At 49.4% G+C, this 25,670-nt stretch carries 38 protein-coding genes and 1 pseudogene; 2 read left to right on the top strand and 37 right to left on the bottom strand.

Annotated features, from left to right (window positions below):
- Positions 1–5 precede the first annotated feature (5 nt).
- Positions 6–1,838 (top strand): ABC transporter ATP-binding protein, encoded by a 1,833-nt coding sequence (locus tag ACOQPM_RS00605; RefSeq protein ID WP_420627281.1) that lies wholly within the window; start codon positions 6–8, stop codon positions 1,836–1,838.
- A gap of 7 nt (positions 1,839–1,845) precedes the next feature.
- On the opposite strand, the gene ACOQPM_RS00600 is transcribed toward ACOQPM_RS00605, so the two are convergent.
- A complete protein-coding gene (locus ACOQPM_RS00600) occupies positions 1,846–2,262 on the bottom strand; it encodes a winged helix-turn-helix transcriptional regulator (protein ID WP_420627280.1) in 417 nt (138 codons plus the stop codon).
- Between the two features lie 100 nt (positions 2,263–2,362).
- On the opposite strand from ACOQPM_RS00600, the gene ACOQPM_RS00595 reads away from it, so the two are divergent.
- Complete coding sequence (locus ACOQPM_RS00595; RefSeq protein ID WP_420627279.1) at positions 2,363–2,803, top strand: aspartyl protease family protein; 441 nt, start codon at positions 2,363–2,365, stop codon at positions 2,801–2,803.
- A gap of 49 nt (positions 2,804–2,852) precedes the next feature.
- Here the strand turns inward: ACOQPM_RS00595 and ACOQPM_RS00590 are convergent, their stop codons facing one another.
- The 36 genes and pseudogenes from ACOQPM_RS00590 to fusA form a co-directional block, all read right to left on the bottom strand.
- A complete protein-coding gene (locus ACOQPM_RS00590) occupies positions 2,853–3,494 on the bottom strand; it encodes an SH3 domain-containing protein (protein WP_420627278.1) in 642 nt (213 codons plus the stop codon).
- A gap of 85 nt (positions 3,495–3,579) precedes the next feature.
- Positions 3,580–5,022: a nucleoside triphosphate pyrophosphohydrolase gene (gene mazG, locus ACOQPM_RS00585; RefSeq protein ID WP_420627277.1), complete on the bottom strand. Its 1,443-nt coding sequence runs from the start codon at positions 5,020–5,022 to the stop codon at positions 3,580–3,582.
- Between the two features lie 133 nt (positions 5,023–5,155).
- Positions 5,156–5,566 carry a 30S ribosomal protein S9 gene (gene rpsI / locus ACOQPM_RS00580; RefSeq protein ID WP_420627276.1) on the bottom strand — a complete coding sequence of 137 codons (411 nt, stop codon included), beginning with the start codon at positions 5,564–5,566 and terminating at the stop codon, positions 5,156–5,158.
- A gap of 13 nt (positions 5,567–5,579) precedes the next feature.
- Positions 5,580–6,008, bottom strand: a complete 429-nt coding sequence (gene rplM, locus ACOQPM_RS00575) for a 50S ribosomal protein L13 (protein ID WP_420627275.1) — start codon at positions 6,006–6,008, stop codon at positions 5,580–5,582.
- Positions 6,009–6,034: 26 nt separating this feature from the next.
- The gene (gene truA, locus ACOQPM_RS00570) at positions 6,035–6,790 is read right to left on the bottom strand and encodes a tRNA pseudouridine(38-40) synthase TruA (RefSeq protein ID WP_420627274.1); all 756 of its coding nucleotides are present in this window, start codon (positions 6,788–6,790) and stop codon (positions 6,035–6,037) included.
- 3 nt (positions 6,791–6,793) lie between these two features.
- Positions 6,794–7,216: a 50S ribosomal protein L17 gene (gene rplQ, locus ACOQPM_RS00565; RefSeq protein WP_420627273.1), complete on the bottom strand. Its 423-nt coding sequence runs from the start codon at positions 7,214–7,216 to the stop codon at positions 6,794–6,796.
- A 52-nt stretch (positions 7,217–7,268) separates the two neighbouring features.
- On the bottom strand, positions 7,269–8,237 hold the full coding sequence (locus ACOQPM_RS00560) for a DNA-directed RNA polymerase subunit alpha (RefSeq protein ID WP_420627272.1): 969 nt from the start codon (positions 8,235–8,237) through the stop codon (positions 7,269–7,271).
- Positions 8,238–8,353: 116 nt separating this feature from the next.
- On the bottom strand, positions 8,354–8,995 hold the full coding sequence (gene rpsD, locus ACOQPM_RS00555; protein WP_420627271.1) for a 30S ribosomal protein S4: 642 nt from the start codon (positions 8,993–8,995) through the stop codon (positions 8,354–8,356).
- A 160-nt stretch (positions 8,996–9,155) separates the two neighbouring features.
- Complete coding sequence (gene rpsK, locus ACOQPM_RS00550) at positions 9,156–9,548, bottom strand: 30S ribosomal protein S11 (protein ID WP_420627270.1); 393 nt, start codon at positions 9,546–9,548, stop codon at positions 9,156–9,158.
- Between the two features lie 86 nt (positions 9,549–9,634).
- Complete coding sequence (rpsM, locus tag ACOQPM_RS00545; RefSeq protein WP_420627269.1) at positions 9,635–10,015, bottom strand: 30S ribosomal protein S13; 381 nt, start codon at positions 10,013–10,015, stop codon at positions 9,635–9,637.
- Between the two features lie 62 nt (positions 10,016–10,077).
- The gene (rpmJ, locus tag ACOQPM_RS00540; protein WP_420627268.1) at positions 10,078–10,191 is read right to left on the bottom strand and encodes a 50S ribosomal protein L36; all 114 of its coding nucleotides are present in this window, start codon (positions 10,189–10,191) and stop codon (positions 10,078–10,080) included.
- Between the two features lie 156 nt (positions 10,192–10,347).
- Positions 10,348–10,923, bottom strand: coding sequence for an adenylate kinase (locus ACOQPM_RS00535; RefSeq protein ID WP_420627267.1), 576 nt, complete (start codon positions 10,921–10,923; stop codon positions 10,348–10,350).
- Positions 10,923–12,293: a preprotein translocase subunit SecY gene (secY, locus tag ACOQPM_RS00530; RefSeq protein WP_420627266.1), complete on the bottom strand. Its 1,371-nt coding sequence runs from the start codon at positions 12,291–12,293 to the stop codon at positions 10,923–10,925. The genes ACOQPM_RS00535 and secY overlap by 1 nt, the downstream gene beginning before the upstream one ends.
- Before the next feature lie 55 nt (positions 12,294–12,348).
- On the bottom strand, positions 12,349–12,804 hold the full coding sequence (gene rplO / locus ACOQPM_RS00525; protein ID WP_420627265.1) for a 50S ribosomal protein L15: 456 nt from the start codon (positions 12,802–12,804) through the stop codon (positions 12,349–12,351).
- A gap of 1 nt (position 12,805) precedes the next feature.
- Positions 12,806–12,988, bottom strand: coding sequence for a 50S ribosomal protein L30 (gene rpmD / locus ACOQPM_RS00520; protein ID WP_420627264.1), 183 nt, complete (start codon positions 12,986–12,988; stop codon positions 12,806–12,808).
- The gene (gene rpsE, locus ACOQPM_RS00515; protein ID WP_420627263.1) at positions 12,988–13,506 is read right to left on the bottom strand and encodes a 30S ribosomal protein S5; all 519 of its coding nucleotides are present in this window, start codon (positions 13,504–13,506) and stop codon (positions 12,988–12,990) included. The genes rpmD and rpsE overlap by 1 nt, the downstream gene beginning before the upstream one ends.
- An 86-nt stretch (positions 13,507–13,592) precedes the next feature.
- Entirely contained in the window at positions 13,593–13,955 is a 363-nt protein-coding gene (gene rplR, locus ACOQPM_RS00510) for a 50S ribosomal protein L18 (protein WP_420627262.1), read from the bottom strand.
- 16 nt (positions 13,956–13,971) lie between these two features.
- On the bottom strand, positions 13,972–14,514 hold the full coding sequence (gene rplF / locus ACOQPM_RS00505) for a 50S ribosomal protein L6 (protein WP_420627261.1): 543 nt from the start codon (positions 14,512–14,514) through the stop codon (positions 13,972–13,974).
- Positions 14,515–14,528: 14 nt separating this feature from the next.
- Positions 14,529–14,936, bottom strand: a complete 408-nt coding sequence (gene rpsH, locus ACOQPM_RS00500; protein WP_420627260.1) for a 30S ribosomal protein S8 — start codon at positions 14,934–14,936, stop codon at positions 14,529–14,531.
- A gap of 12 nt (positions 14,937–14,948) precedes the next feature.
- Complete coding sequence (locus ACOQPM_RS00495) at positions 14,949–15,131, bottom strand: type Z 30S ribosomal protein S14 (RefSeq protein ID WP_420627259.1); 183 nt, start codon at positions 15,129–15,131, stop codon at positions 14,949–14,951.
- Between the two features lies 1 nt (position 15,132).
- Positions 15,133–15,678 carry a 50S ribosomal protein L5 gene (gene rplE / locus ACOQPM_RS00490; protein WP_420627258.1) on the bottom strand — a complete coding sequence of 182 codons (546 nt, stop codon included), beginning with the start codon at positions 15,676–15,678 and terminating at the stop codon, positions 15,133–15,135.
- Between the two features lie 209 nt (positions 15,679–15,887).
- A complete protein-coding gene (gene rplX / locus ACOQPM_RS00485; RefSeq protein ID WP_420627257.1) occupies positions 15,888–16,211 on the bottom strand; it encodes a 50S ribosomal protein L24 in 324 nt (107 codons plus the stop codon).
- Positions 16,212–16,225: 14 nt separating this feature from the next.
- Positions 16,226–16,597 carry a 50S ribosomal protein L14 gene (gene rplN, locus ACOQPM_RS00480; RefSeq protein ID WP_420627256.1) on the bottom strand — a complete coding sequence of 124 codons (372 nt, stop codon included), beginning with the start codon at positions 16,595–16,597 and terminating at the stop codon, positions 16,226–16,228.
- 13 nt (positions 16,598–16,610) lie between these two features.
- The gene (gene rpsQ / locus ACOQPM_RS00475) at positions 16,611–16,862 is read right to left on the bottom strand and encodes a 30S ribosomal protein S17 (RefSeq protein WP_420627255.1); all 252 of its coding nucleotides are present in this window, start codon (positions 16,860–16,862) and stop codon (positions 16,611–16,613) included.
- A 235-nt stretch (positions 16,863–17,097) separates the two neighbouring features.
- Positions 17,098–17,298 (bottom strand): annotated as a pseudogene (gene rpmC, locus ACOQPM_RS00470) (50S ribosomal protein L29); the annotation flags it as partial.
- The gene (gene rplP / locus ACOQPM_RS00465; RefSeq protein ID WP_420627254.1) at positions 17,298–17,714 is read right to left on the bottom strand and encodes a 50S ribosomal protein L16; all 417 of its coding nucleotides are present in this window, start codon (positions 17,712–17,714) and stop codon (positions 17,298–17,300) included. The pseudogene rpmC and the gene rplP, both read right to left, overlap by 1 nt.
- A 52-nt stretch (positions 17,715–17,766) precedes the next feature.
- On the bottom strand, positions 17,767–18,438 hold the full coding sequence (gene rpsC / locus ACOQPM_RS00460) for a 30S ribosomal protein S3 (protein ID WP_420627253.1): 672 nt from the start codon (positions 18,436–18,438) through the stop codon (positions 17,767–17,769).
- Between the two features lie 54 nt (positions 18,439–18,492).
- Positions 18,493–18,870 carry a 50S ribosomal protein L22 gene (gene rplV, locus ACOQPM_RS00455; RefSeq protein ID WP_420627252.1) on the bottom strand — a complete coding sequence of 126 codons (378 nt, stop codon included), beginning with the start codon at positions 18,868–18,870 and terminating at the stop codon, positions 18,493–18,495.
- A 5-nt stretch (positions 18,871–18,875) separates the two neighbouring features.
- Entirely contained in the window at positions 18,876–19,154 is a 279-nt protein-coding gene (gene rpsS, locus ACOQPM_RS00450; protein ID WP_420627251.1) for a 30S ribosomal protein S19, read from the bottom strand.
- A gap of 15 nt (positions 19,155–19,169) precedes the next feature.
- On the bottom strand, positions 19,170–20,012 hold the full coding sequence (gene rplB, locus ACOQPM_RS00445) for a 50S ribosomal protein L2 (RefSeq protein ID WP_420627250.1): 843 nt from the start codon (positions 20,010–20,012) through the stop codon (positions 19,170–19,172).
- A gap of 91 nt (positions 20,013–20,103) precedes the next feature.
- The gene (rplW, locus tag ACOQPM_RS00440) at positions 20,104–20,403 is read right to left on the bottom strand and encodes a 50S ribosomal protein L23 (RefSeq protein WP_420627249.1); all 300 of its coding nucleotides are present in this window, start codon (positions 20,401–20,403) and stop codon (positions 20,104–20,106) included.
- A gap of 2 nt (positions 20,404–20,405) precedes the next feature.
- Positions 20,406–21,071, bottom strand: a complete 666-nt coding sequence (rplD, locus tag ACOQPM_RS00435; RefSeq protein WP_420627248.1) for a 50S ribosomal protein L4 — start codon at positions 21,069–21,071, stop codon at positions 20,406–20,408.
- A gap of 13 nt (positions 21,072–21,084) precedes the next feature.
- Positions 21,085–21,744 carry a 50S ribosomal protein L3 gene (gene rplC / locus ACOQPM_RS00430; RefSeq protein ID WP_420627247.1) on the bottom strand — a complete coding sequence of 220 codons (660 nt, stop codon included), beginning with the start codon at positions 21,742–21,744 and terminating at the stop codon, positions 21,085–21,087.
- A 183-nt stretch (positions 21,745–21,927) separates the two neighbouring features.
- Positions 21,928–22,236: a 30S ribosomal protein S10 gene (rpsJ, locus tag ACOQPM_RS00425; RefSeq protein ID WP_420627246.1), complete on the bottom strand. Its 309-nt coding sequence runs from the start codon at positions 22,234–22,236 to the stop codon at positions 21,928–21,930.
- 71 nt (positions 22,237–22,307) lie between these two features.
- Positions 22,308–23,510: an elongation factor Tu gene (gene tuf / locus ACOQPM_RS00420; RefSeq protein WP_420627245.1), complete on the bottom strand. Its 1,203-nt coding sequence runs from the start codon at positions 23,508–23,510 to the stop codon at positions 22,308–22,310.
- A 73-nt stretch (positions 23,511–23,583) separates the two neighbouring features.
- Positions 23,584–25,662, bottom strand: coding sequence for an elongation factor G (gene fusA, locus ACOQPM_RS00415; protein ID WP_420627244.1), 2,079 nt, complete (start codon positions 25,660–25,662; stop codon positions 23,584–23,586).
- Between the last annotated feature and the right edge of the window lie 8 nt (positions 25,663–25,670).

Below are 25,670 nucleotides of genomic sequence, written 5' to 3'. Positions count from 1 at the left end.
AAATTATGGCAGCCGTCATGCGCGGTTTGGATGCGGAAGCGTACGACCGCCAATACAGCGACAAAGAACTGGTGCAGCGCATTTTGCACTACTTTCGCCCCCACAAGCGCAAAGTGATCATCATCACTATTTGCATCTTTCTGATGGCACTGGCGGGGGCGGCTCTACCCCTCATCGTCTCCAACGCTGTGGGCGTCATGGCCGATGGTGGCAGTGAGCGGCTTATTCCGCTGCTGATTGGCATTGTCTTTTTTACAGGCATTGGCAACTGGGCGCTCAACTGGATTCGCCGCCAGCTTACCACTGAAATGATTGCCGACGTGATTTTGGCCATGCGGCAAGATGCTTTTGCCGCCGCTGCTCGGCAAGACCTCTCCTTTTTCGACGAGTACAGTTCCGGACGCATTGTGAGCCGCATTACCAGCGACACGCAGGAATTTGGCGAGGTGATTATTCTTAGCACCGATGTCATCAACCAGTTGGCCGTTGCCCTGATTTTGCTGGTTACGCTATTCACCATTGAGTGGCGGCTTACTCTACTTGTTTTGATGATGGCTCCCTTCGTGATGCTGGCCGCGCTGTCATTCCGCAATTTGGCTCGGCGCGTTACCCGGCAAGGGTCACGGGCGCTGGGTGAGGTCAACAAATCAATTCAGGAGGCAGTGACGGGTGTTCGTGTGGCCAAGAATTTCCGCCAAGAGCAGGCGATTTACGATGAATTTTTGGGTGTCAACCAGCAGGCGTATGGCATCAACGTGCGGCGTGGCTTTGTGCTGGCCAATATTTTCCCGGTTCTAAATATTCTGGGTGGCATTGGCACGGCCGTTCTCATCTATTTCGGTGGTCGCAGTGCAATTGCCGGAGCCATTTCTATAGCCGCCTGGTATCTTTTTGTGGCCACTGTTGACCGATTCTGGTTCCCTGTCACCAATCTGTCGGCTTTTTGGAGCCAGTTCCAGGCGGGCTTGTCGGCGTCTGAGCGGGTGTTTGCCTTGATGGATGTGGAAACGGCTGTTAAGCAAACCGGCGGCATCATACCCCAAAATTTACAAGGTGAAATTGTTTTTGAGCACGTCTCCTTCCGCTACTCAGCACAAGAGCAAGTGCTGGATGATTTTTCGCTCCGCATTGCGCCAGGAGAAAATATCGCCCTGGTGGGGCATACCGGCGCGGGCAAGTCAAGCATCATCAAGCTCATCGTCCGCTACTACGAATTTCAGGAAGGTGAAATTCAGGTGGATGGGCACGATTTACGCAACTATGACCTAACCGCCTTCCGGCGGCAAATTGGCATTGTGTCGCAAGTGCCGTTTTTATTTGCGGGCACAGTGGCAGAGAATATACGGTACGGCCGTCCCGAAGCCACCAACGCCGAAATTGAGACAATGGCCCGGCGCATTGGTGAAGGGGAGTGGCTGGAAACCCTGCCCAACGGCCTAGATAGCGAAGTGGGAGAACGTGGCAGTCGCCTCTCGATGGGGCAGCGGCAGCTTGTGGCGCTCACCCGCGTACTGGTGCAATCCCCCCGCATCTTCATTTTGGATGAGGCCACCGCCAGCGTAGATCCCTTCACCGAAAGCCAGATTCAGCAGGCGCTTAACCTCATTATGGCCAACAGCACCGCCATCATCATTGCCCATCGTCTTTCTACGGTGCGCGCCGCAGACCGTATCATCGTCCTGCAAAAAGGGCGCATCATCGAACAGGGTGACCACGATGCGCTCATGCAACAGAGCGGCCATTATGCCGAATTGTATGACACCTACTTCCGGCATCAATCCCCCAAATACAGCAAAACTGTTTCTACCTGGCGACAAGCAGCCACAAAAGCTACATGACAGACAGCTATGGTTCTATGCGAAGTGCGCGCTTGAAGATATGTTGATCTTCCTGTTGCAAAATATCTAAACTATCTGTCATTATAAAACGGCTATTTCCGTTCGTCACCATTCGGTCAACGTGTGCTTGTCCCCAGCCGCACAACATATCTATGATGGGCATCACGGTTTGGCCATAAGCAGTCAAACTATATTCAACGCGTGGCGGCACTTCGGGGAATATCTCACGAGAGACAATCCCATCTTCAACCAACTCTTTTAGGTCTTTCGTCAGCATCCGCTGACTGATACCAGGCAATCTCTGCTTGAGCACACTAGGTCTTGTGGCACCTTCACGCAGCTGCGCCACAATAAACAGCTTCCACTTCCCCCCAAACACATCTTGGAAAATATCGAGCGTTGTTTTGTACTCTACTGTATTCATAAAAGTTACCTTTCTGTCCCTATGTTCTCTTTGCGACCCTACTTGAAAGTGCTGAACGGAAATATTTATACTAGCTTAAATTAAGTGGAGAAGCGAACTTATGGATATCAAAACATTTTTGGGTAATCGGGGGTTTCAACAAATTCAGCTAGAAAAAAATGCTGTAGGTCATTTGATGCTGACAATCAACTACGACAGTAAGGCGTTCAAAGTAATCGTAGATACGGGTGCATCAACGACTGTGTTGGACATTGATCTGGTGCGTTCGTTAGGATTTACGGCCGAAAAGTTAGATTTCTCTGGCGGCGGGTTAGGAACTGCTCAAGCAGATGTCTATCAATTACCGCAACGGCCGTTCCTCATTCAAGACTTACCGCTCGGCGAGAGGCAAGTAATTGCCATGGACATCCAATACGTTAATCAGGCTTTAGAAGGTAGAGATGCAGAAAAAGTGGACGGTGTATTGGGATCTGATATTTTGGTTAGCCACCACGCAATTATTGACTGCAAAGACAACCACCTCTACTTAAAGCTAAAGTAAGCAATGCTACCTGGCAGCTTAGCTTGCAGAAGGGCTTTGTTTACATAACTTATTCGGAGACTAAAATGAAGTCGGCTGCTACCCAACCAATCACGCCCGTCTGAGTTTGTACCTGTTGCCAAAGTAGTCCATCGGCCGTTTCCTGACCGTCTAGCAAAGTGAGAACGGTGCCATCTAGCAGCCACTCCAGTTGCTCCCCAGTGGTGCTAGGGGTAGCCCGCAACCAAACACCAACACCGCTGCTGACGACGGCCGTATCCACTACAGGCTCCGAGGTGACCGTCGGCACTGCTGTTGGTTGATTTGTGGGTGGCGAGGTTGGAACGGCCGTTTCCTCCACCAATTCCACCGTCGGGGTAACCTGCTCTGGCGCTGGTAAATCGGTCGGAGCCATTGTCGCGGCTGGCGTATCGGTAGCTTCCAGCAAAACCGGTTCTGTTGGGGAGATGAGCGGCTCAACTGGGCGGGGCGTGAGGCCAAAGGCTCCCAAAAAGATAAGCGCTATCACAATCGCCACCAATGCCCGAACAAGGTCAACCTGTACTGAACGACGGGCTTCCAATCGCCCCACGTTGTAAGCAGATTCTGTAGACTGCCCACGACGAATGACGGCGCGTCCCCCGTAATACAGCGCACCCAAAATTGCCACACCAGCAATGGCGGCAAAGACAATGTTTAATACGGCCGTCACACTGCCTCCTTCCTGTACAAAATCATCACGACTATCATTTAGCCGAGACTACTTTAACCAACCCAGTACCATTTGGCAAGCTGGCCTATTCTTTTAGCTGCACCTTCACCTCTTGCCAAAGTGCTTCCAAATCATCCAGCTTCATGTCAGAAAGCTGCAAATTGCGCTCTTTAGCTAACGTCTCCAAAGCACGAAAACGGCGGCTAAATTTTAAATTCGCCTCCCGCAAGGCAGATTCGGCATCAATATCTAGCCATTTAGCCAAATTGACGATGACAAAAAGCAAATCCCCCAATTCCTCGGCGCGATGCTCAGGCGTGACGGCTTCGCGCAATTCGGCAATCTCCTCCTCAACCTTTTCATACACACCTTCAATACCCGTCCAATCGAAACCTACTTTTTTCACGCGAGATTGCAGCTTTTGCGACCGTGCCAGCGCGGGCAGCGACTCTGGAATATTATCCACCAGCGAATCAGACCGTCCCACTTTTTCTTTCGCCTTCAGCATCTCCCAATTCTGGATAACCTCTGCGCTATCGCTCACCTGCCAATCTCCCCATACGTGCGGATGGCGATACTTCAGCTTGGCTTCGATCCCGGCAATCACATCCGTCAGGCGGAATTCCTCACTCTCGCTGGCGATCTGCGTTTGCATCACCAGGTGGTACAGCACGTCACCCAGTTCCTCCCGCAGTTCACCCACGTCATTTGCATCCAGGGCAGCCAACACCTCATTTGTTTCTTCCAGGAAGCCGCTGCGAAGGCTTTGCGGCGTCTGCTCCTGATCCCAGGGGCAACCATCCGGGCTACGCAAGATAGCTACGGTCTCGGCTAGCGCATTCAGCGATGAGAGCTGAGGCAATGGCGGCACAAACAGGCTGGTGAGATGGCTCACCGCATCACTGCGGTCAATGGCGTACAGGGGAAGTTGTTCAATCAGTTGCTCATCGTCGCCGGCGTGATGGATGAGGGTGACGGGGTGTTCGTCGGGGTAAACGGCCGTTAATACCAACTTCAACTCACTGGCCAACATCCGGCTGTAAACCTGCCCCAGCAGCAACGGGAAATCAGGGTTCACCGGCGGGTACAGGTATTGGCTCAGCTCAATTGCATCAAAGATTTGCACACCGTCCATGCCGTCTTGGGATACGGCCGTTAAACAAGGCTCTACAAAGCTCAACCCAGCAACGACGTCTACCGTCACCCCCAATTCTTTCGCTTTTGCCACCAGCCGGGTCACGGTAGACTCTCCCACAAACGGATGGCCAGGCACTGCATAAATCACATTGCTCTGCTGCGCCAGCTTTAGCAGTTCAGACACAATTGTTTCATACACAGTCTCAAAGCTGTCGGCACTATCGTAAATGTGGTCAAAGCTGTGCCGCGTCACGCTGGCAGGCAGATCGGCTACAGCGGGATGACGCTCAGTTCGCAAATACAGATCCTGTGCTCGGCTCAATATTTCCCAAGCGGCTTTGGTAAGGAAACGGCCGTTTCCCGGCCCCAAACCAACAATTGTAATACCCATCTGTTCAACCTCTCCAGTAGCCGCGGATTCTTTCCGCGTTTCTGGGACGCAGAAAGAACTTGCGGCTACCCAAAGCAAAAAGGCGAGTACAAGACTCGCCTTAAAAAATTAAATTTGAACTAGCCAACCAAATTTATCGCTTGGTGTAAGTTGGAGCCTTACGAGCGCGCTTCAAACCTGGCTTTTTGCGTTCCTTAATACGTGCATCACGGGTCAAATGCCCACCGGCACGCAGCGCACCGCGCAGATTCTCATCATATTTAACCAATGCCCGTGCCAAGCCTAAACGAACCGCACCGGTTTGACCTGTAATGCCGCCACCGTTGATATGCACATTCACATCTACCTTGCCCATCAAATCGGTGTCATTCAAAGGCCCAGTCAGCGTCAGGTAATCGCCAAAACGCGGAAAAAATTCCTTAACGTCCTTGCCGTTCACCATAAAATTGCCTGTAGCTTCTTCATCCAAAATGATGCGCACCCGTGCGGAAGCACGTTTACGGCGGCCAATCCCTTCGTAATACCGTCTCGATTCTTCTGCCATCTCAATCAATCTCCTACAGTTCCATTGGAACAGGCTGCTGCGCCTGGTGTGGGTGTTCTTCACCCACATAAACTTTCAATTTCTTCAGCATTCTGCGTCCCAATTTATTTTTGGGCAGCATACCCTTTACAGCCAGCTCCACTGGACGTGTTGGGAATTTATCTAACTGCTCGCGCAGTGTAATTTCCGTAAGACCACCAGGATAACCAGAGTGGCGATAATATACCTTCTGATCCAACCGACGGCCCGTTACATGAATTTTTTCCGCATTGATCACGATGACGTAATCGCCGCAGTCTACCGATGGTGAAAACCCTGGTTTATGTTTTCCACGCAAAACTGTTGCAATGCGCGATGCCAAACGACCCAGAGTTTGACCCTGTGCATCCACGATATGCCAATTGCGTTCAACCTCGGCCGGTTTTGTGATGAACGTTTTCATGCCGCTTTCTCCTACATCTGAACCAATCAATCAAACCAGTTCAGGTTTTTATACGTTATAGAAACAAGACAAAGACCTTGCGGGGGCGCAACCGTACCGCATTCATGACGGTTTTCGGCCTTCAAAGCCCGCACAAACTCTTCAACAGTCCAGGTACCTTCGCCAACTAATTTTAAACTGCCCACAATGCTACGAACCATTCGGTATAAAAACGCATTGGCTTCAATCCGAAAGAGCAAATCTGGCCCGTTTCGCTTCCACTCTGCCGCAAAAAGTTCACGCACGAAGTTGTTTCCCTGTGGTGGTTGGCCAAAGGTGGCAAAATTGTGAAGACCCAACAACGCTTTGGCGGCCTGATTCATTTTTTCTTCATCCAGTGTGTGGCGTACGTGCCAGCAAAACGCTCGCTTTAGCGGATGCCGCAACGGGGCATTATAAATCGTATACTCATACGCCCGTCGCTGTGCATCAAACCTGGGATGAAAGGATGATGGTACCTGTTTCAATTGTAAAATTGCAATATCTTCTGGTAAATGGGCATTGAGCGCACGATGTAAATCTTGGCTCTGATGCTGCCACGCCAGAGAAAAAGAAATAACCTGCCCAACTGCATGTACGCCGCTGTCTGTTCTGCCTGAGCCAAGCACCGTAACGGGTTGGCGGGCTAGCCGACTCAGGGCACCTTCAACAGTGCTTTGTACGGTTGGTTGAGATTCAACCTGCCGCTGGAAGCCATGATACTCTGTGCCATCATAAGCAATCAGAGCAGCATAAGTCCGCAAGCATTACTCCTCGTCAACGAGCATAATCATGGCCATGTCGGCATTGTCACCAGAGCGCTTGCCGATTTTTACCATGCGTGTATACCCACCGGGCCGGTCCGCATAGCGAGGGGCAATGTCATCAAACAATTTTTGGATAACGTCTACCTCTCCTACGCTGCCGTCTTCATCTTCTGCCAGACGGAAACGGGCAACGCGAGCGGCTGCCAAACGGCGGGCGTGAACAGCCTGCGCGGGATCATTTTTAGCGAGTCCACGTTTTGCCAGGGTAATTACTTTTTCTGCTGCTGGACGCAGCATTCTTGCTTTTGCTTCTGTAGTCAATATTTCTTCATGGACGAGCAGTTCCGCAATCATATTTTTGCGTAATGCTTTGCGGTGGGCACTGTCTCGACCCAATCTACGACCACTTACTCTGTGTCGCATGTTGTTTACCTCGTTTTTTATTATTCAAGAGACCTGTCAAGTTTAGCCAAATCTAGACAGCGGCCGTTTCGCCTTCTTCATCTTTCAAAAAGCCCTTGGCACGCAATTGATCTTTCAATTCATCCAACGATTTCTCGCCAAAGTTGCGGATGGCCAGCATGGTTTCTTCGCCACGCTCTAGCATATCCAACATTTCGCCAACTTTGGTAATGCCCGTGCGCTTCAAGGAGTTGAAAACACGCACGCTGAGATCAAGCTGCTCAATCGGCGTGTCGTAAATTTCGTTGGGGATGGCCCCTTCTTCCTCTTCTTCCTCTTCAACAGGCAAGAAGGTTTCTTCACTGACACCAGCAATTGGCCGCAAATATTGCATCATAATTTGGGCAGACTGTGCCAGTGATTCTTCGGGTTTAATGGTGCCATCTGTCCAAATTTGCATGACAACGCGGTCATAATCTGCAGCTTGACCTACTCGTGTTTTTTGAACTTCATACCCCACACGCCGGATAGGACTGAAAATGGCGTCTACAGGCAGTTCGCCAATGGGTAAACGGCCGCGCTCTTCTGCTGGAGAGTAACCGCGCCCTGTTTCGGCGGTCATCTCAATTTCCAAAAAGGCATCATCTGAATCAACCGTGAATAAATACAAATCAGGGTTGATAATTTCTACCTCTGGCGGCGTTTGAATATCTGCGGCCGTTACGGTACCTGCACCGTGCACTTCCAGGCGCAAACGTGATGTATCGGTGCCGTGCAATTTCAAGCGCAGTTGTTTGATGTGCAGAATCAACTGCATCATATCTTCGCGCACATGCTCAATAGCTGAAAACTCATGGGGCACATCGGTTACACGAATAGATGTAACGGCAGCCCCTGGTAATGATGCAAGCAAAACGCGGCGTAGAGCGTTGCCCAAGGTTGTGCCGTACCCTCTTTCTAACGGGCCAAGAATGAAACGGCCGTATTCACGCGACATCGCGGTGCTTTCAATTTTGGGCAATATAAGATTACTAATAGCCAACGTACATACCTCCCTATGCTAGTTACAGAAGCAGGTTCGCTCCTGTTTTGCTGTTCCGAACTTTTTCTCTTCCCGGCATTTCATATGCAATGGAACAGCCGGTTTGGGACGGTCAATTACCGCCGGGAGTAATATTCAACAACAAGCTGCTCATTGATGGAAACATCAATATCATCACGAGCAGGTAAGTTCAAAATATTTGCGGATACGTTTCGGGTATCCAAAGATAACCAGCGCGGAACCTGGCGGTCATCTAAATCCTCACGCAAAATCTTGAAGTAATTATTCTTCATGCTTTCATTGCGGACTCCGATTGAGTCACCAGCGGATACCAATGCAGACGGCACGCTTGTTTTACGGCCGTTTAATGTAATATGCCCGTGCTGCACCAACTGTCGTGCCTGAGCACGAGAATCGGCCCAACCAAGACGGTAAACAACGTTGTCCAGGCGCGTTTCCAACAAAACCAACAAGTTTGTACCTGTTAGACCCACACGCTGGGTTGCCCGCCGAAAATAGCGACTGAACTGACGTTCCATAACGCCATAAATACGGCGCGCCTTTTGCTTTTCTCGCAACTGCAGCAAATAGTCAGATGCGCGTCCGCGCCGGAATTGATTGTCACGACCGTGCTCCCCTGGGGGATAAGAACGACGCTCAAAAGAGCATTTGGGCGTCAAACAACGAGACCCCTTCAAAAACAGCTTTTCACCTTCACGGCGACAAAGCTTACATACTGGACCAGTATACCTTGCCAACTTAACCTCCGTAATCAAGCTAAAATGAGAGGTTTACAGGTGTGGCACACCCCTTCATCCCTCTCAGAAAACCAATAAACTGTAAATGTCAATAAATTGACGTCGGAAAAACGACTGCCCATTGACAATAAAGCCAATTGAGCAGAAAAACTTACAAAAATTAAACGCGACGCTTCTTTTTAGGACGACACCCATTATGCGGTACCGGTGTAATGTCACGAATACTCTTTACCTGAATGCCTGAAGCTTGCAAAGAGCGAATAGCTTGCTCGCGGCCTGGGCCAGGCCCCTTCACAATAATATCCATCTCTTGCATACCGCTTTCTTGTGCAGTACGAGCGGCACTTTGCGCTGCCAATCGTGCAGCATAAGGCGTACTTTTGCGCGACCCTTTGAAACCAGAATTACCAGCACTTGACCAAGCAATTGTGTTGCCAGCCATATCGGTAATGGTCACGATGGTGTTGTTAAAAGTGGCAAAAATATGCGCCTGCCCCTGGGGCACCATTCGCTTTGCTTTTTTACGTGTCTGTGACTGCCTTCTACGTCCCATTCCGTCTCCTAAAACCTAACTAGTGAGTTGTAGCCGTTAAGACACGGCCGTATCCAAACCAACTCACCAAAATCAAACTCAATTAACTATTTGCCCTTACGACGACCACGTCCGGCAACCGTCTTCTTGGGACCCTTGCGAGAACGCGCATTCGTTTTTGTACGCTGTCCACGCACGGGCAAATGACGACGATGCCGCAAACCACGATAGCAACCAATTTCTGTCAGTCGCTTGATGTTCATGGCAACCTCACGCCGCAGATCACCTTCAACAACCAAATCATTGTCAATAATCTGGCGCAGCTGCGTTACTTCGCTCTCAGACAAATCCTGAACGCGTGTGTCGGGATCAACCCCCGCTCTTGCCAGAATTTGTCGGCTGGTGGTTTTACCAATGCCATAAATATATGTGAGACTAATTTCTACCCGTTTGTTACGGGGGATGTCCACACCAGCAATACGTGCCATAATTCCTCCAAAAAATCCTTACGAGATCATCTTGCGCCGACTTTAGCCAACGCAACAAATTGTTAGCCTTGGCGCTGTTTGTGATTTGGATCAACACAAATTACGCGCACGACACCTTTACGCTTAATAATTTTGCACTTTGGGCAACGACGTTTTACAGACGCTGATACTTTCATCTTTAGCTCCTCAAACAGCCTCATTTATATTGGACCGTTCAGCATATTCCATTTAAAATTTCTGGTAAAATCTTGAGAAAATGGTTGTCTCAGCTTGCATCCAAAGCAATCTACTATTTTGCCATCAAACTACATTTCTGTCCAGAAATTGCTTACTTACATCACCTTCCGCACAACTTGCGTAAGATCGGCTGTGACTTCGTCAATGGCTTGTTCGCCATTTATCTTGACTAGCAATCCTTTTTCATCATAGTAATCGAGCAGGGGAGCTGTTTCAGAATGATAAACTTGCATCCTCACCCGAATTGTCTCTACATTATCGTCCGCTCGACCTTCAATCTCAGCTCGTTTAACCAAGCGCTCAACCAACACATCTTGGTTTACATCAATAAAGGGCACGACGGCAATTTTGGCCGAAAAGTCGCTTAGAAGCGCATCCAATGCGGCTGCCTGAGCCGTTGTTCGGGGAAATCCATCCAAAATGGCCCCTTGTTCACAATCTGGTTGCGACAAACGATCGCGCACCATAGCCACAGTTACCTCATCGGGTACAAGTTCACCCTTGTCCATGTAGGTGCGTGCCAATTGGCCAAGCTCTGTGTTATTTTTCAAGTTTGCACGGAAGAGATCACCTGTAGCTACCTGAGGCAAATTAAGCGCGGCTTCCAACTTTTTAGCTTGCGTACCCTTGCCTGCGCCGGGCGCTCCCATTAAAACAACAAAGGTTTTCATTAGATGAAGCCCTCATATTGGCGCATGAGCAGTTGAGATTCGAGCTGCCGCATTGTGTCAATGACAACGCCAACAACAATTATAAGACCCGAACCACTAACAACTAACGTACTTTGTTCAATGCCTGGGATGTTCAAGATAACCCCAACCACGCTCATAATGCCAGGCAAGATGGCGATGATTCCAAGAAAGACAGCGCCGGCAAAGGTGATGCGGCGCACAACTTTGGTAATGTAATCTTCCGTTCGTTTGCCTGGGCGAATACCGGGAATGAATCCACCCTGGCGCTGCAACGTTTGCGGAATGTTTTGTTGGCGAACCATTACATCTGTGTAGAAGAATGTGAAGCCAACGACCAAGATAAAGAAGGATAGCCAATAAATGGTAAACCCGACTGGCGCGACAGTGGGGTCTGCGTTGCCAAATTGGCTAACGGCCGTTGCCACCCTATCCACAAACCCACCATTGCCAGTAATAAAAATACCGGCCAGAACGGATGGGAAGATGAGAATGGACTGGGCAAAGATAATCGGGATCATCCCCGCCGTATTCACCTTTAGCGGCACATAGCTACTTTGTCCCTGGTATACTTTTCGGCCACGCACACGACGGCCGTATTGCACAGGTATTCGCCTCTGTCCCTCTTGTACAATAACAATCACAAAAATAGTAAGTACGGTAATGACTAGGAAGGCCGTAATTGTGAAGATACGTGCAGTTGTGTCATCTAACTGGAACAAACCCGCTACACCAGGCAAAATTTGGGCCACAATGCCACCAAAGATGATGAGTGAGATCCCTTGACCAATACCGTCCTCAGTGATGAGCTCGCCCATCCAAATGGCGAACATGGTACCACCCAACATAGCTAGCAAGGTTGTGAATGTCGGCAGCAGTTGTTCCGGAGCAAAACCAAAATTGGGCATGATTTGCGCCAAACCATCGGCTCCGCCTACACCAATGCTAAACCCGATTAGCCGAATTTGACCAATGGCCTGCAATAACGAAAGCGGTACAGTTATGTAGTATGTAATTCGATTCTTGCGATTTCTGCCTGACTCACCCTCTGAATCCATTTCTTGCAATTGCGGAATAATTGGCGTAAGTAGTTGGATGATAATTGAGGCTGTAATATACGGGTACACTCCCATTGCCATGACAGAAAAATTCCGTACAGCACCACCAGACAGTAAGTCTAAAAAGTTAACTAGCTGATTACTAGTAGCGGTAAAATTCAACCACGCAGCTAAATTAACGCCTGGAACGGGGATATTGGCTACCAAACGGTAGATTACCAAAATAAGCACCGTAAATAGAATACGACGGCGTAAATCTGGTAGGGAAAAGGCTGCTCTGACTGATTCGATCATGATTTTCCTCCGAAAAATGGCGTCATGAGAGGGTTGAATACCCTCTTACCAGACGTTATGCCAGGGGGAGCACCTCGATCGTACCTCCAGCTGCCTCAATTTTCTCTTTAGCAGTAGCGGAAAAACGATGGGCCTTTACCGTTAAAGCAACATTCAAATCGCCATCACCTAAAATAACAACTGGATCTGTTGGCTTTTTGATGAGGCCAATAGCGGATATGATTTCCGGGGTTACCTCCACACCATCAAAATCAAACTCTGCCAAGCTTTTCAAGTTAACTGGCTTGTAGTAAACCTTGTTGATGTTGGTAAAACCACGTTTGTAAGGCAAACGGCGAGCTAAAGGAAGCTGACCACCTTCAAAGTAGATGCCTTTTCCACCACCGCTGCGAGCGCCTTGACCCTTGGTACCACGACCGGCTGTTTTACCTTGTCCGGCGGAGATACCACGACCCACTCGCTTGCGCTTTTTCTTTTTGCCTTCATTCGGGCGCAGATCGTGTAATTTCATTTTATTCTACCTCTTCCACAGTCACTAGATGACTGACTTTGTTGACCATACCGCGAATAACGGCCGTATCTTCATGTTCAACCGTTTGATTCAACTTAGTAAACCCAAGTGCGCGGATGGTACCCTTTTGATCTTTTTTATAACCAATTGAACTCTTCGAATACGTAATGCGTAATTTAGCCATTAGTCTCGACTCCAAAACGGGGTAACCTCAGACACCTCTTTACCACGATCTGAAGCAACCTCATGAACGCTTTTTAGGTTACGCAAACCATTCATAGTTGCTTGCAAAACATTCAAAGCATTCGCACTGCCCAATGATTTAGACAAAATATCCTTGTATCCGGCAGCTTCAATAACGGCACGTACCCCACCACCAGCAATAACCCCAGTACCTGGGGAAGCTGGCTTAAGCAAAACGCGAGCTGCACCGTGCACACCAATGATCTCATGCGGAACAGTACTGCCTACAATCGGCACCTCAGTGAGCGATTTACGCGCCGCATCCAATGCTTTGCGAATAGCATCCGGCACGGAACGCGCCTTACCAACGCCCACGCTGACGCGCCCTTTGTTATCACCAACGACAACAGTCACGCGAAAAGCAAACCGACGACCACCCTTCACAACTTTGGCAACGCGGGTAATATCAATAATGCGCTCATCATATTCTTGTTCAAAATTTTGTCGTCTTTGACCCATCTCCGTCTCCATCCTGCCACGTTACAAATAATATGCTTCACCGCAGCAACTACAGTTCAACAGACCAGCAACGGTCTGAGCTTTCTTTAGAAATCGAGGCCACCTTCACGGGCGCCATCAGCCAATGCTTTAATACGGCCGTGATACAGATAACCACCTCGGTCAAACAAAACCGTGGAAATACCAGCGGCTTTGGCACGTTCAGCAACTGCCTTGCCAACCACCGTTGCTTGGTCTTTCTTTGGCTTACCAGCCAAATCGCTACGCAACTCCTTGTCCACGGTTGATGCAGAAACAAGGGTTTCACCCGCAACATCATCAATTACCTGTGCATAAATATGATCCAGGCTGCGAAAAACATTTAAACGCGGCCGTTCAGCAGTGCCTGAAATTCTGTTCCGAATACGGCGATGACGCCGTTTACGTGCAATTTTTGATTTAATAGCCATTGCAACAACCTCTTAATTAGACCTTACCAGCTTTACCAGCTTTGCGGCGAACATATTCACCTCTATAACGAATCCCTTTGCCCTTATAAGGTTCCGGGGGACGCTGCTTGCGAATAACTGCAGAAATTTCACCAACAACCTGCTTGTCAATACCAGAAATGGTGATCGTTTTGCCCCGGTTTTCAACAGCAAAGGACACATCCTGAGGGGGATCGAAACGAACTGGGTGAGAATAACCCACATTCAAAACCAATGTTTTCCCATCCATCTCGGCACGATAGCCAACGCCTTCGATGTCCAGAATTTTGGAAAAGCCATTGCTCACGCCCAACACCATGTTGTTAATGAGTGCACGCGTTAGACCATGCAAAGAACGATGTTGACGGGAGTCAGACGGCCGTTTCACCGTAAATACCCCATCTTCCTGCTCAAATTGCATATCCGGATGCACAATCTGGGTCAACTTGCCTTTCGGCCCCTTCACATTTACAGAGCCGCCTTTCACTTCAATTTGTACCCCACCTGGAATAGTAATGGGGGCTTTGCCAATTCGAGACATAATAATCCCTCCACCTACCAGACCTTGCAGAGCACTTCGCCGCCAACACCCTGACGACGGGCCTGCTGCCCAGTCATAATTCCACGGGAGGTGGTAACAATAGAAATACCCATACCACTCAACACCCACGGAATATCACTTTTACCTACATAAACGCGACGACCAGGACGGCTAACACGCTCCAGCCCGGTAATAACCGAGCGACGGGTGCGCCGGTCGCCAACGTACTTCAAGGTTAATTGCAAAACCGCCTGCGGCTTTTCTGGCAATACCTTGAATTCTTGAATATAACCTTCTTTTACCAATACATCTGCAATCGCTGCCTTCACATTAGAATGCGGCATGGAGACAGTTTTGTGCTCCCGCATCTGGGCATTGCGAATGCGTGTCAACATATCAGCAATAGGATCACTCATTGACATGATTAACCACCTTTACCAGCTAGATTTGACTACGCCAGGGATGTTGCCCTGCAACGCCTGCTCACGAAAACAAATACGGCACAGCCCAAAACGACGAATGTACCCGCGCGGCCGTCCACATAACCTACACCGATTACGAACCCGCACCTTGTATTTCCGGTTAGATTCCCGTGCAACCATAGATTTTTTAGCCATACTAATTCTCCCAGAAGGGCATGCCCATCATTGATAATAAACGCCGCCCTTCTTCATCTTGCTGGGCAGTAGTCACAATGCTTACTTCCATTCCGCGAATCTTGTCGATTCGATCATAATCAATTTCAGGAAAAATCAACTGTTCCCGCAGGCCCAGGGTGTAGTTGCCACGTCCGTCAAAGGAGTCTGGCGAAATTCCCTGGAAGTCCCGTGTACGGGGAAGTGCAATGTGAATCAGGCGTGTCAAAAATGCCCACATCCGTTCACCGCGTAAGGTCACTTTTAACCCAATGACACGGCCTTCTCGCAATTTAAAGCTGGCAATTGAATTTTTCGCTTTGGTCAATACAGGTTTTTGGCCAGTGATTGCAGTGATGTCATTCACAGCAAATTCGATTGCTTTGGCATTATCCAATGCTTCACCTAGACCTACGTTAACCACAACTTTTGTGATTCGTGGTACCTGCATCACGCTTCGATAATTAAATTCCTTCATCAAAGTCGGTACCACTTCGTCTTTATACTGCTCTTTAAGTGGTGTAAACACAATTTACCTCCGAGTTGAGTGGCAGGTCAGCCTACGCATCTTTTTCAAATCGCGTATTTGGGCCACCTGGCTCACCGAACGGTATCGAGTAAATCACAAAAAGAATGTTGATGAAAATTGAGCCATCAAATTGTGATTTACTTAAGTAAAAGCGGGAGAAACGGTTCTATTTATTTCAAATTACTTTCCCGCTTTTACACAATAAAACTTTAGCTAATCGGGTTCCCGCTTTTCTTGGAAAAACGAACCCGGTTTCCATCTTCGTCACGGCGAATACCAACGCGGGTTGGCTCGCCAGTCTCTGGGCAAACCAGCATCACATTAGAAGCACTGATAGGGGCTTCAAACTCAATAATGCCACCCTGTGCCTGGGTACGGCCACCAGTTGGCCGAGGCCGCTGGTGCTTTTTCACCATGTTGACGCCAGCAACCACAACGCGATTTTCTTTAGGCAAAACACGTTGCACGGTGCCTCGTGTGCCTTTGTAGTTGCCAGAAACAACTTCTACTTCATCTCCAACTTTAATACGCATGGCTACCTACCTCTCTATAAGACCTCTGGTGCAAGCGACATGATACGGCCGTAACCGGCCGGGCGAAGTTCACGCGCTACCGGACCAAAAATGCGCGTACCCACCGGATTTCTGCTATCCGGGTCAACAATGACGGCCGCATTGTCATCAAAGCGAATATAGCTGCCATCATCACGCTTGTACTCTTTTTTGGTTCGCACAATCACGGCTTTCACAATGGTTCCTTTTTTTACATTGGAATTAGGAACAGCTTTTTTAACGGTGGCAGTTACCAAGTCACCTACACTGCCATAACGGCGAATGGAACCGCCCATAACCTGAATAACCAGAAGTTCCCGAGCGCCAGAATTGTCTGCGACATTCAAACGACTTTCTTTTTGAATCATGATGCAGTCCTCTTTATTTTGCTCGCTCCAACACGGAGACAACTGACCATCGCTTATGACGGCTGATGGGCTGGGATTCAATAATTTCTACGCGATCTCCCATTCGGCAATCATTTGCCTCATCATGAGCCTTATATTTTTTTACCAGCCGCATGACTTTGCCGTAAATTGGGTGGCGCTTGGTTGTGGTTACAGCAACAACAACGGTTTTGTCCATCTTGTCACTGGTCACAATGCCTTTTAATCGTTTGCGTTGTTCTCTCATGATTCACCTACCCTGCTACCTCAGCGGAAATGACGCGCTGGGGCTGTGCTTTCTTTTTGGCCTGGCGGCGGCTCTTCGGCCGTTTCTTGTTCAGATTCACCAGGGCAGTTGCCAACTCTTTACCACTATCGTCAGCAAAGGTTACCTGCCAGCCGCTATCTTCATAGCTGTAACGCGCAGTGCCTTCCCACTCTTTGCCAGCTAGGGTGGCAGCGATGGCTTCGTCGGCAACGGCCGTTTCTATTGCCAACTGACGCATATTCAACACCGTCTCTAGTTGGGCAATCTCACGGCGCACCGTTCTGATGCGAGAATAATCTTCCAACTGAGCCGACGCCTGCTGAAACCGCAAGTTAAACATCTCCTCACGGCCGTTTTCCAGCAGCTCTTCCAGCTTAGCATCACTCATTTCACGTAATTCAACAATATTTGCCATTACAACCGATCCTCCCGAGAGACAATCTGCGTTTTAATTGGCAGCTTGTAGCTCGCCAGGCGCAATGCTTCTCGTGCCGACTCTTCTGGCACACCAGCAACTTCAAAAATAATCCGTCCCGGTTTCACAACCGCCACGTAATGGTCAACCGACCCCTTACCTTTACCCATGCGGGTTTCGGCCGGTTTCGCAGTTACGGGTTTATCTGGAAAAATCCGAATCCAGTATTTACCGCGCCGCTTGTTGTGCCGCACAACCACACGACGAATAGCTTCGATCTGCCGACTGGTAATCCAACCCGGCTCCAACGCCTGAATACCGAATTCGCCATTCTGCAATTCAGTGCCGCCCTTCGCCATTCCGCGCATACGGCCACGGAATTGCTTGCGGTATTTTGCTCGTTTAGGCATTAACATAGCTCAAACTCCGTCCAAACTCTGGAAAGATATATCTCTCTCCAGATGTTATTTACTCACTAATATAAACATCCGTGGCTTCAAATTCGGTCTTCTGCGGCAGGATTTCCCCTTTGTAGACCCAAACCTTCACGCCAATACGGCCGAATGTGGTCAACGCCTCAGCAAACCCATATTGCAAATCTGCCCGAATGGTGTTGCGCGGCACACGACCGTCCCACAGTTTTTCTTTACGCGCCATTTCAGAACCACCCAAACGGCCGCTCACCTCAATGCGAATACCTTCCACACCTTGGCGCATCGCCTGCTGAATAGCTCGCTTCATTGCACGACTATGAGAAATACGGCGCTCCAGCTGCCCAGCAACATTCTCAGCAATTAACTGAGCATCTGTATCTGGTTGCGAAATCTCTTCCACCTCAACCCGAACAGATTTGTCAGTTAGCTTCCGCAGCTTGCTTCGCAGATCTTTAACCGAAGCACCTTTCCGGCCAATCACAATACCCGGACGTGCTGTATGAATTGTTACCTGAACCTGATTTGGGAACCGTTCAATCTCTAGAAGAGAAATACCGGCCGAAGGCAGCTCCTTCATAATGAGTTTGCGAATAGCAAAATCCTCATGCAGCCGCTCTTCATACTGTTTACCTTCAGCAAACCAGCGCGTGTTCCAATCACGAATAGCTTTTAAACGGAATCCTACAGGATGTACTTTGCGTCCCAAGATTAATCCTCCATACCACTAGCAGCCTTCAAACTGCCAGATATAACAGCAAACTTAATCACCGTACTCAACCACATCCCGTTCAGCAAGAACCACTGTTACATGGGATGACCGCTTAATAATTGGCCGAAAACGGCCGCGTCCAGCAAACCGCCCACCATAAGGAGCCTTACGGTGACGCGGACCATCATCTGCAAAAATCTGGCTAATATAAAGCTCATCAGCTTCCAAACCAAAATTCTGCTCTGCATTGGCCACGGCGGAGGCAACCAACTTATAAACGGGGTCAGCAGCACGTTGGGGCATAAAGCTCAAAATATCCAGAGCCTCTTGCGCCCCCTTGCCCCGTACCGCATCAACCACCAGCCGAACCTTCTGTGGCGTAATCTGCAAATACCGCAACTTTGCCTTAATCTCAAATGCTTCAGCCATAATCGCTAACGCCCCCTCTTCTCAGCCTTGCTGATATGACCACGGAACGTCCGCGTTGGAGCAAACTCACCCAACTTATGCCCCACCATATTTTCCGTAATATAAATTGGAATATGGCGACGGCCGTCATAAACAGCAATCGTATGGCCTACCATCTGCGGGAAAACCGTGCTAGACCGAGACCAGGTACGAATAACCTCACGCTTTCTAGAATCATTAAGCGCTTCAACCTTCTTCAACAACTTCGGACTAATGTACGGACCCTTCTTAAGTGAACGAGACATATCCTAATCTACCTCCTACCGACGTTTCTTGCTGCGACGACGGAAAATGAACTTATCCGTAGCCTTATTACGACGGGTGCGTTTACCTTGCGCCGGTTGCCCCCATGGGGTCTTCGGTGCTGCCATACCAATGGGAGAACGTCCTTCACCACCGCCATGAGGATGGTCATTCGGATTCATTGCCGAACCACGTACACCAGGGCGAATACCCATATGGCGCTTACGCCCAGCTTTACCCAGCTTCACATTGCCATGCTCCACATTCCCAACCTGGCCAATTGTTGCCAGACATTCCTGCGGCACGTAACGCTCTTCACCAGACGGCAAACGCAGCGTAACGTAACGCGGATGGTCTTTTGCCAAAAGCTGGGCAGAAGTACCCGCTGAACGAACCATCTGTCCGCCGCGCCCAACTTGCAGTTCAATATTGTGAACCTGGGTACCAAGTGGAATATTCTGTAAAGGAAGTGCATTCCCTGGCCGAATCTCAGCCCCTGGGCCGCTCATAATCTCATCACCAACACGCAATCCAAGCGGTGCAATGATGTATCGCTTCTCGCCGTCTGCATAAACCAACAAGGCAATACGAGCAGAACGGTTCGGATCATACTCAATTGAACTTACACGTGCCGGGATTCCAAACTTGTCACGCCGTTTAAAATCGATCTGACGATAACGACGCTTATGCCCACCACCCCGATGACGGATGGTGATCTTCCCTCGAAAGTTACGGCCGCCTTGCTTTCTCAAACCTTTGGTTAAGCTACGTTCCGGGCCAATCCGGGTAACCTCTTCAAAAGTTTGCCCACTCATGTCGCGGCGACCCGGCGACGTAGGCTTAAATACTTTAATTGGCATATTTCCTCCAGAGACGGGCTACAGGCATTTTGACCTTCTAGGAACAAACCCTGATAGGCAAATGCCCTCATCCCTGCTCAAAACTTAAACGCTACACGCCCTCAAACAGCGGAATCGTATCCCCAGGGGCAAGCGTAACAACTGCTTTTTTCCAGCCAGATTTGCGCGTTGTTACACGACGAAAGCGGCGTGCCCGCTTGGCCGGCATATTGGCTACCCGAACCTTCTCCACAGAAACTTCGGGGTATGCTAATTCAACAGCCTGCTTAATCTGCATTTTATTAGCCCGCGAGTGCACCACAAACGTATACTGGTTGTTAAAGTCAACCATGTAACTACTTTTCTCGGTCACCACCGGGCGACGAATAATTTCACGCCAATGAATCTGCATGATTATGCTTCCTCCCCAGTTTCTTCAACTTCTTCAAACGGTTCTTCATCGCCAAGATAATTGACAATAACATCCAACGCAGCTACGGGCATCACGATTTTGTCGTGACCCAGCAAATCACGAATGTTCAGGTAATTTGCATTCAACGTCTTTACCTCAGCCAAGTTCCGGGATGACTTTTCTACGTTCTCATTCCGACCTGGCAACAAAACCAATGCTGTTCCCTCATCAACCAATGTGTCTACAATGGCTTTCAGTTCTCGGGTTTTAGGTGCATCCAGCACCAGGTCTTCAATCAAAACAATCTCTTCATTTAAGGCTTTTGCACTCAGTGCGGACCGCAACGCAGCCCGTCGCATTTTCCGAGGCATTTGCTTGGTATATTTTCGTGGCAAAGGGCCATGCGCTACGCCGCCACCTACAAAGATAGGCGCACGTTTACTGCCATGGCGGGCATTACCCGTTCCTTTTTGCCGATACGCCTTGGCACCAGTGCGGCTTACTTCTGAACGCCCTTGCACTTTGTGCGTTCCCAGACGGCCGTTAGCCAACTGGCGCACCAGCGCCTGGTGCATTAAATCACGATTGATGTTTGCTTCAAATATGCTAGCCGGAAGCTCCACGCTGTTGACTTCCTTGCCAGCCATGTTGAAAACTGAAATTTTCATCACAACGCCTCCGCTAGCCTTTCGCAGCTTTCCGAATAACAACGAGCGCACCTTTGGCACCAGGGACAGACCCTTTAATAGCCAACAAATTCCGCTCTGAATCAATACGCATTACTTCTAGATTTTGGGCAGTGAGCATATCGTTACCCATCCGACCTGGCATCTTCTTGCCTTTGAATACGCGAGAATTACCAGAGGTGGCGCCTATGGAGCCGGGGGCACGCCAGCGGTCAGATTGGCCATGTGTTTTGATGCCACCGCCAAAACCATGACGTTTCACAACACCGGCAAACCCTTTACCTTTGGTTTTGCCTGTTACGTCAACACGTTCGCCAATTTCAAATTGCTCTACTGTTAATGGTTGGCCCACGTTATATTCCGAAACATCTTTGGTTCGGAATTCACGCAGATAACGCAAGGCGGGAATGTCTTGGCCTTTTTTGCGACCCCTTCCCTTTTTCAGGCGACCCAAGTGCCCCTGCTGCCCCTTGCTTAACCGTTTGTCTGATATTTCTTCAAAACCAAGCTGAACGGCCGTATACCCATCCGTCTCCTCGGTTTTAATTTGCGTCACAAAGCACGGCCCTGCTTCAACAATGGTAACTGGTGTAACAACACCATTCTCATCAAAAACCTGAGCCATACCTACTTTTCTGCCTAGTAATCCTTTCACCTCAACCTCCCAGGACTGTCAGCAACCAGGCTCGTGCTGCATCATCCTTTATGTAAAAGCGGGAAAGTTCTTTAAACTTAGTTGAACCATTTCTCCCGCTTTTACTTGAGCAAACCACAGAGAAATCACGCTATGGTTTTTAAAAAACTTTCTGTGGTTTGCTAAATCAGAGATCCGTTTTAACTAAATTGAAATCTCAATATCAACCCCGGCGGGCAAATTAAGCCGCATCAAGGTATCAATTGTCTTTGAGTCCGGGTTGATCACATCAATCAGCCGCTTGTGCGTCCGAATCTCAAAATGTTCGTGTGAATCCTTATCAATAAAAGTGCTACGGCGCACGGTAAAACGCTCAATGCGCGTTGGCAACGGCACGGGGCCGACCACACGAGCACCGGTACGTTCGGCCGTACCTACAATGCGCCGCGCAGATTGATCCAACACGCGATGGTCATATGCTTTTAACCGGATACGAATTCTCTGCTTTGCCATACGTTTCCTCGAAAGTAGAGGCGTTGGATTTCATAATTAAATGAATCTCAACGCCTCTGTATCAATCCTTCCTAACTCAGGATTTTGGTAATGACACCAGAACCAACGGTCAAGCCACCTTCACGAATGGCAAACCGACCACCTTCTTCCAACGCCACCGGCTTGCTCAACTTCACATGCAGGTTCACATTGTCCCCCGGCATTACCATCTCCACACCATCCGGCAACGCTATCTCGCCCGTCACGTCCAGCGTGTGGATGTAAAACTGTGGCCGATAGCCTGGGAAGAATGCCTTGTGACGCCCACCTTCATCCTTGCGGAGTACGTACACCTCGCTCATGAACTCAGTGTGGGGGGTGATGCTGCCCGGCTTGGCCAATACCTGACCCCGCTCTATCTCGTCGCGAGCAATACCGCGCAGCAACAGGCCAGCGTTATCACCTGCTTCTACCTTGTCCAGAATCTTGTGGAACATCTCCATGGAGGTGACGGTAACCTTGCGGGTCTTTTCTTGCAGCCCCACAATCTCAACTTCGGTGTTGGCTGTTAGGGTGCCACGGTCTACACGACCGGTGACGACAGTACCGCGTCCCTTGATGGAGAAGACGTCTTCGACAGACATCATGAATGGCTTGTCGGTCTGCCGTTCGGGCGTGGGGATGTACTCGTCCACCACGCGCATTAGTTCCAGGATGGGGGCGTACAGCGGGTCGTTGACGTCTTGGCTGCTGCATTCCAGGGCTTGCAGGGCGCTGCCGCGCACGATGGGGGTTTCATCCCCTGGAAATTCGTAGGTGTCTAGCAGCTCACGCAGCTCTAGCTCGACCAGCTCCAGCAGCTCTTCGTCGTCCATCATGTCTACCTTGTTGAGGAAGATGACGATGGCTGGCACTTCTACCTGTCGTGCCAGCAGGACGTGTTCGCGGGTCTGGGGCATGGGGCCATCGGGGGCGGAGACGACGAGGATAGCACCGTCCATCTGGGCAGCACCGGTGATCATGTTTTTGATGTAGTCGCGGTGGCCGGGGCAGTCTACGTGGGCGTAGTGCCGGTTTTCGGTTTCGTATTCAACATGGGAGATGGCGATCGTGATCCCGCGTGCTTTTTCTTCGGGCGCGTTGTCGATCTGGTCGAAGGCTGAGAAGTCGGCGAACCCTTTGAGGGACAGCGTTTTGGTGATTGCTGCCGTCAGGGTCGTTTTGCCGTGGTCTACGTGACCAATTGTCCCTATGTTCACATGTGGTTTTTCCCGCACAAATTTTTCTTTTGCCATAATTTCCCTTTCCTCTATGCTAAATAATTCGTAAACAAATCCTGTATGTTATTTCTTTGTACAAGTGTTTTAATTAACGGCCGCTTTTCGCCAAGTTTTGTGCAATTTCTTCACTTACTGGTGCGTAATGCTCAAACTCCATCGTAAACGTGCCACGACCTTGCGTCATGGACCGTAAGCGGGTGGCGTAGCCAAACATTTCTGCCAACGGCACTTTTGCCTTAATAGATTGCAGGCCTTCAGACCGCATCTCCATCCCTTCAATCATGCCGCGTCGTGAAGAAATATTACCAATCACGTCGCCGGTGTACTCTTCAGGAGCCACAACTTCAACAGCCATAATTGGCTCCAGCAAAATTGAGCGACCCTGCTGCAAACCTTCTTTCAATCCCATCGAGCCAGCAATCTTAAAGGCCATTTCAGACGAGTCAACCTCGTGGAATGAACCGTCATATAGTGTTGCCTTTATATCCACAACAGGATAGCCAGCCAGCGTTCCGCTCTCCATTGCTTCCACAATACCTGCTTCAACTGGCTTGATATACTCTCTGGGAATTGCACCGCCAACAATGGCGTTATCAAAAACAAACCCAGACCCAGGCTCCAGTGGCTCCAAACGCAAAACAACATGACCAAACTGCCCACGACCACCAGATTGTCGCACAAAACGGCCGACTGCTTTATCTACCGTGCGGGTAATTGTTTCCCGGTAAGCTACACGCGGTTGGCCCACATTTGCCGCCACTTTAAACTCACGCAGCATCCGGTCTACCAAAACTTCCAAATGCAGCTCACCCATGCCAGACAAAATCGTCTGGCCAGTTTGCTCATCTACTTTCACCTGGAACGTTGGATCTTCTTCTGCTAAAGCACGAAGCGCAATACCCATCTTATCCTGGTCAGCATTCGTTTTGGGCTCAATAGCCAAGTTAATCACTGGTTCCGGAAACTTGATAGATTCCAAAATAATCGGATGATTAGGCGCAGACAAGGTTTCACCAGTAAAAGTTATCTTCATGCCTAGAGTGGCTGCAATATCTCCGGCATGAACTTCTTTCAAATCTTCACGCCGATCTGCGTGCATCCGCAAAATACGACCGATTCGCTCTTTCTTGTTTTTCGTGGTGTTTTGAACCGTGCTGCCAGTCTTCAACACACCGGAATAAACACGGAAATATGCCAACTTCCCTACGTAAGGATCCGTAACAATCTTGAACACCAATGCAGAAAGGGGCTCGTCGTCAGAAGCGGAGCGCTGTTCTTCATTTTCTGTAAAGGGATTCACGCCTGTAATTGGCGGCACATCCAGCGGTGACGGCAAGAAGTAGATAACTGCATCCAACACGCGCTGGATACCTTTGTTACGCAAAGCTGTTCCGCACAAAACAGGGGTCACCAAATTTTGGCACGTGGCATTGCGTAAAGCAGCACGCAAATCCTCAGTCGTTGGCTCCTCACCTTCCAGGTAACGCTCCATCAAATCATCATCAGTCTCAACAATGCGCTCGATGATAATCTGACGCGCTTCTTCAGCACGCGCTTGGTACTCTTCAGGAATCTCAACGATTTTAGCTTGTGCGCCCAAATCATCATCATCCCAAACGGCCGCTTCCATTGTGAGCAAATCAATAATGCCCCGAAAATCTGCCTCTGAACCAATCGGTAGCTGAATAGCAATTGGATTTGCGCCCAACCGATCCCGAATCATGCCAATAGTGCGAACAAAGTCAGCACCCGTGCGATCCATCTTGTTCACAAAACAGATGCGCGGCACATTATAATCATCAGCCTGACGCCAAACCGTTTCAGACTGTGGCTCCACCCCAGCAACCGCATCAAACACAACCACGCCACCATCAAGTACACGCAAACTCCGCTGCACTTCGGCCGTAAAGTCAATATGACCTGGCGTATCAATAATATTGATCTGATGATCGAGCCAGAATGTCGTTGTTGCCGCAGACGTAATCGTAATGCCACGCTCCTGCTCCTGTACCATGTGATCCATCGTGGCAGTCCCATCATGGACCTCACCCATGCGATGAATGACACCTGTGTAATACAGAATGCGTTCGGTCGTGGTTGTTTTACCAGCATCAATGTGAGCAATGATGCCAATATTCCGCACGCGGTCTAATTGCAAACGACTCATAATAATCT

It is taken from the genome of Candidatus Leptofilum sp. (assembly GCF_965223525.1).
Taxonomy (GTDB): domain Bacteria; phylum Chloroflexota; class Anaerolineae; order Promineifilales; family Promineifilaceae; genus Leptofilum.
The sequence above is the reverse complement of the archived record's forward strand: the minus strand, read 5'-3'. Positions and strand labels throughout refer to the sequence as shown.

What these genes read in the sequence shown, in the direction of transcription:
- rplP (WP_420627254.1), bottom strand. Translation starts at nt 17,714, where the DNA reads ATGTTAATGCCTAAACGAGCAAAATACCGCAAGCAATTCCGTGGCCGT.
- rplF (WP_420627261.1), bottom strand. Translation starts at nt 14,514, where the DNA reads ATGTCTCGAATTGGCAAAGCCCCCATTACTATTCCAGGTGGGGTACAA.
- rplX (WP_420627257.1), bottom strand. Translation starts at nt 16,211, where the DNA reads ATGCGTATTAAAGTTGGAGATGAAGTAGAAGTTGTTTCTGGCAACTAC.
- ACOQPM_RS00495 (WP_420627259.1), bottom strand. Translation starts at nt 15,131, where the DNA reads ATGGCTAAAAAATCTATGGTTGCACGGGAATCTAACCGGAAATACAAG.
- rplW (WP_420627249.1), bottom strand. Translation starts at nt 20,403, where the DNA reads ATGCAGATTCATTGGCGTGAAATTATTCGTCGCCCGGTGGTGACCGAG.
- ACOQPM_RS00605 (WP_420627281.1), top strand. Translation starts at nt 6, where the DNA reads ATGGCAGCCGTCATGCGCGGTTTGGATGCGGAAGCGTACGACCGCCAA.
- rpsQ (WP_420627255.1), bottom strand. Translation starts at nt 16,862, where the DNA reads ATGAGAGAACAACGCAAACGATTAAAAGGCATTGTGACCAGTGACAAG.
- rpsS (WP_420627251.1), bottom strand. Translation starts at nt 19,154, where the DNA reads ATGTCTCGTTCACTTAAGAAGGGTCCGTACATTAGTCCGAAGTTGTTG.
- rpsJ (WP_420627246.1), bottom strand. Translation starts at nt 22,236, where the DNA reads ATGGCAAAGCAGAGAATTCGTATCCGGTTAAAAGCATATGACCATCGC.
- ACOQPM_RS00600 (WP_420627280.1), bottom strand. Translation starts at nt 2,262, where the DNA reads ATGAATACAGTAGAGTACAAAACAACGCTCGATATTTTCCAAGATGTG.
- rpmJ (WP_420627268.1), bottom strand. Translation starts at nt 10,191, where the DNA reads ATGAAAGTATCAGCGTCTGTAAAACGTCGTTGCCCAAAGTGCAAAATT.
- rplB (WP_420627250.1), bottom strand. Translation starts at nt 20,012, where the DNA reads ATGCCAATTAAAGTATTTAAGCCTACGTCGCCGGGTCGCCGCGACATG.
- rpsI (WP_420627276.1), bottom strand. Translation starts at nt 5,566, where the DNA reads ATGGCAGAAGAATCGAGACGGTATTACGAAGGGATTGGCCGCCGTAAA.
- rpsE (WP_420627263.1), bottom strand. Translation starts at nt 13,506, where the DNA reads ATGGGTCAAAGACGACAAAATTTTGAACAAGAATATGATGAGCGCATT.
- rplD (WP_420627248.1), bottom strand. Translation starts at nt 21,071, where the DNA reads ATGAAAATTTCAGTTTTCAACATGGCTGGCAAGGAAGTCAACAGCGTG.
- rplM (WP_420627275.1), bottom strand. Translation starts at nt 6,008, where the DNA reads ATGAAAACGTTCATCACAAAACCGGCCGAGGTTGAACGCAATTGGCAT.
- rpmD (WP_420627264.1), bottom strand. Translation starts at nt 12,988, where the DNA reads ATGGCTAAATTACGCATTACGTATTCGAAGAGTTCAATTGGTTATAAA.
- rplQ (WP_420627273.1), bottom strand. Translation starts at nt 7,216, where the DNA reads ATGCGACACAGAGTAAGTGGTCGTAGATTGGGTCGAGACAGTGCCCAC.
- rplV (WP_420627252.1), bottom strand. Translation starts at nt 18,870, where the DNA reads ATGGCTGAAGCATTTGAGATTAAGGCAAAGTTGCGGTATTTGCAGATT.
- rplO (WP_420627265.1), bottom strand. Translation starts at nt 12,804, where the DNA reads ATGAAATTACACGATCTGCGCCCGAATGAAGGCAAAAAGAAAAAGCGC.
- mazG (WP_420627277.1), bottom strand. Translation starts at nt 5,022, where the DNA reads ATGGGTATTACAATTGTTGGTTTGGGGCCGGGAAACGGCCGTTTCCTT.
- secY (WP_420627266.1), bottom strand. Translation starts at nt 12,293, where the DNA reads ATGATCGAATCAGTCAGAGCAGCCTTTTCCCTACCAGATTTACGCCGT.
- ACOQPM_RS00535 (WP_420627267.1), bottom strand. Translation starts at nt 10,923, where the DNA reads ATGAAAACCTTTGTTGTTTTAATGGGAGCGCCCGGCGCAGGCAAGGGT.
- fusA (WP_420627244.1), bottom strand. Translation starts at nt 25,662, where the DNA reads ATGAGTCGTTTGCAATTAGACCGCGTGCGGAATATTGGCATCATTGCT.
- rpsH (WP_420627260.1), bottom strand. Translation starts at nt 14,936, where the DNA reads ATGTCAATGAGTGATCCTATTGCTGATATGTTGACACGCATTCGCAAT.
- rplR (WP_420627262.1), bottom strand. Translation starts at nt 13,955, where the DNA reads ATGGCTATTAAATCAAAAATTGCACGTAAACGGCGTCATCGCCGTATT.
- ACOQPM_RS00595 (WP_420627279.1), top strand. Translation starts at nt 2,363, where the DNA reads ATGGATATCAAAACATTTTTGGGTAATCGGGGGTTTCAACAAATTCAG.
- rpsM (WP_420627269.1), bottom strand. Translation starts at nt 10,015, where the DNA reads ATGGCACGTATTGCTGGTGTGGACATCCCCCGTAACAAACGGGTAGAA.
- rplN (WP_420627256.1), bottom strand. Translation starts at nt 16,597, where the DNA reads ATGATTCAAAAAGAAAGTCGTTTGAATGTCGCAGACAATTCTGGCGCT.
- tuf (WP_420627245.1), bottom strand. Translation starts at nt 23,510, where the DNA reads ATGGCAAAAGAAAAATTTGTGCGGGAAAAACCACATGTGAACATAGGG.
- rpsK (WP_420627270.1), bottom strand. Translation starts at nt 9,548, where the DNA reads ATGGGACGTAGAAGGCAGTCACAGACACGTAAAAAAGCAAAGCGAATG.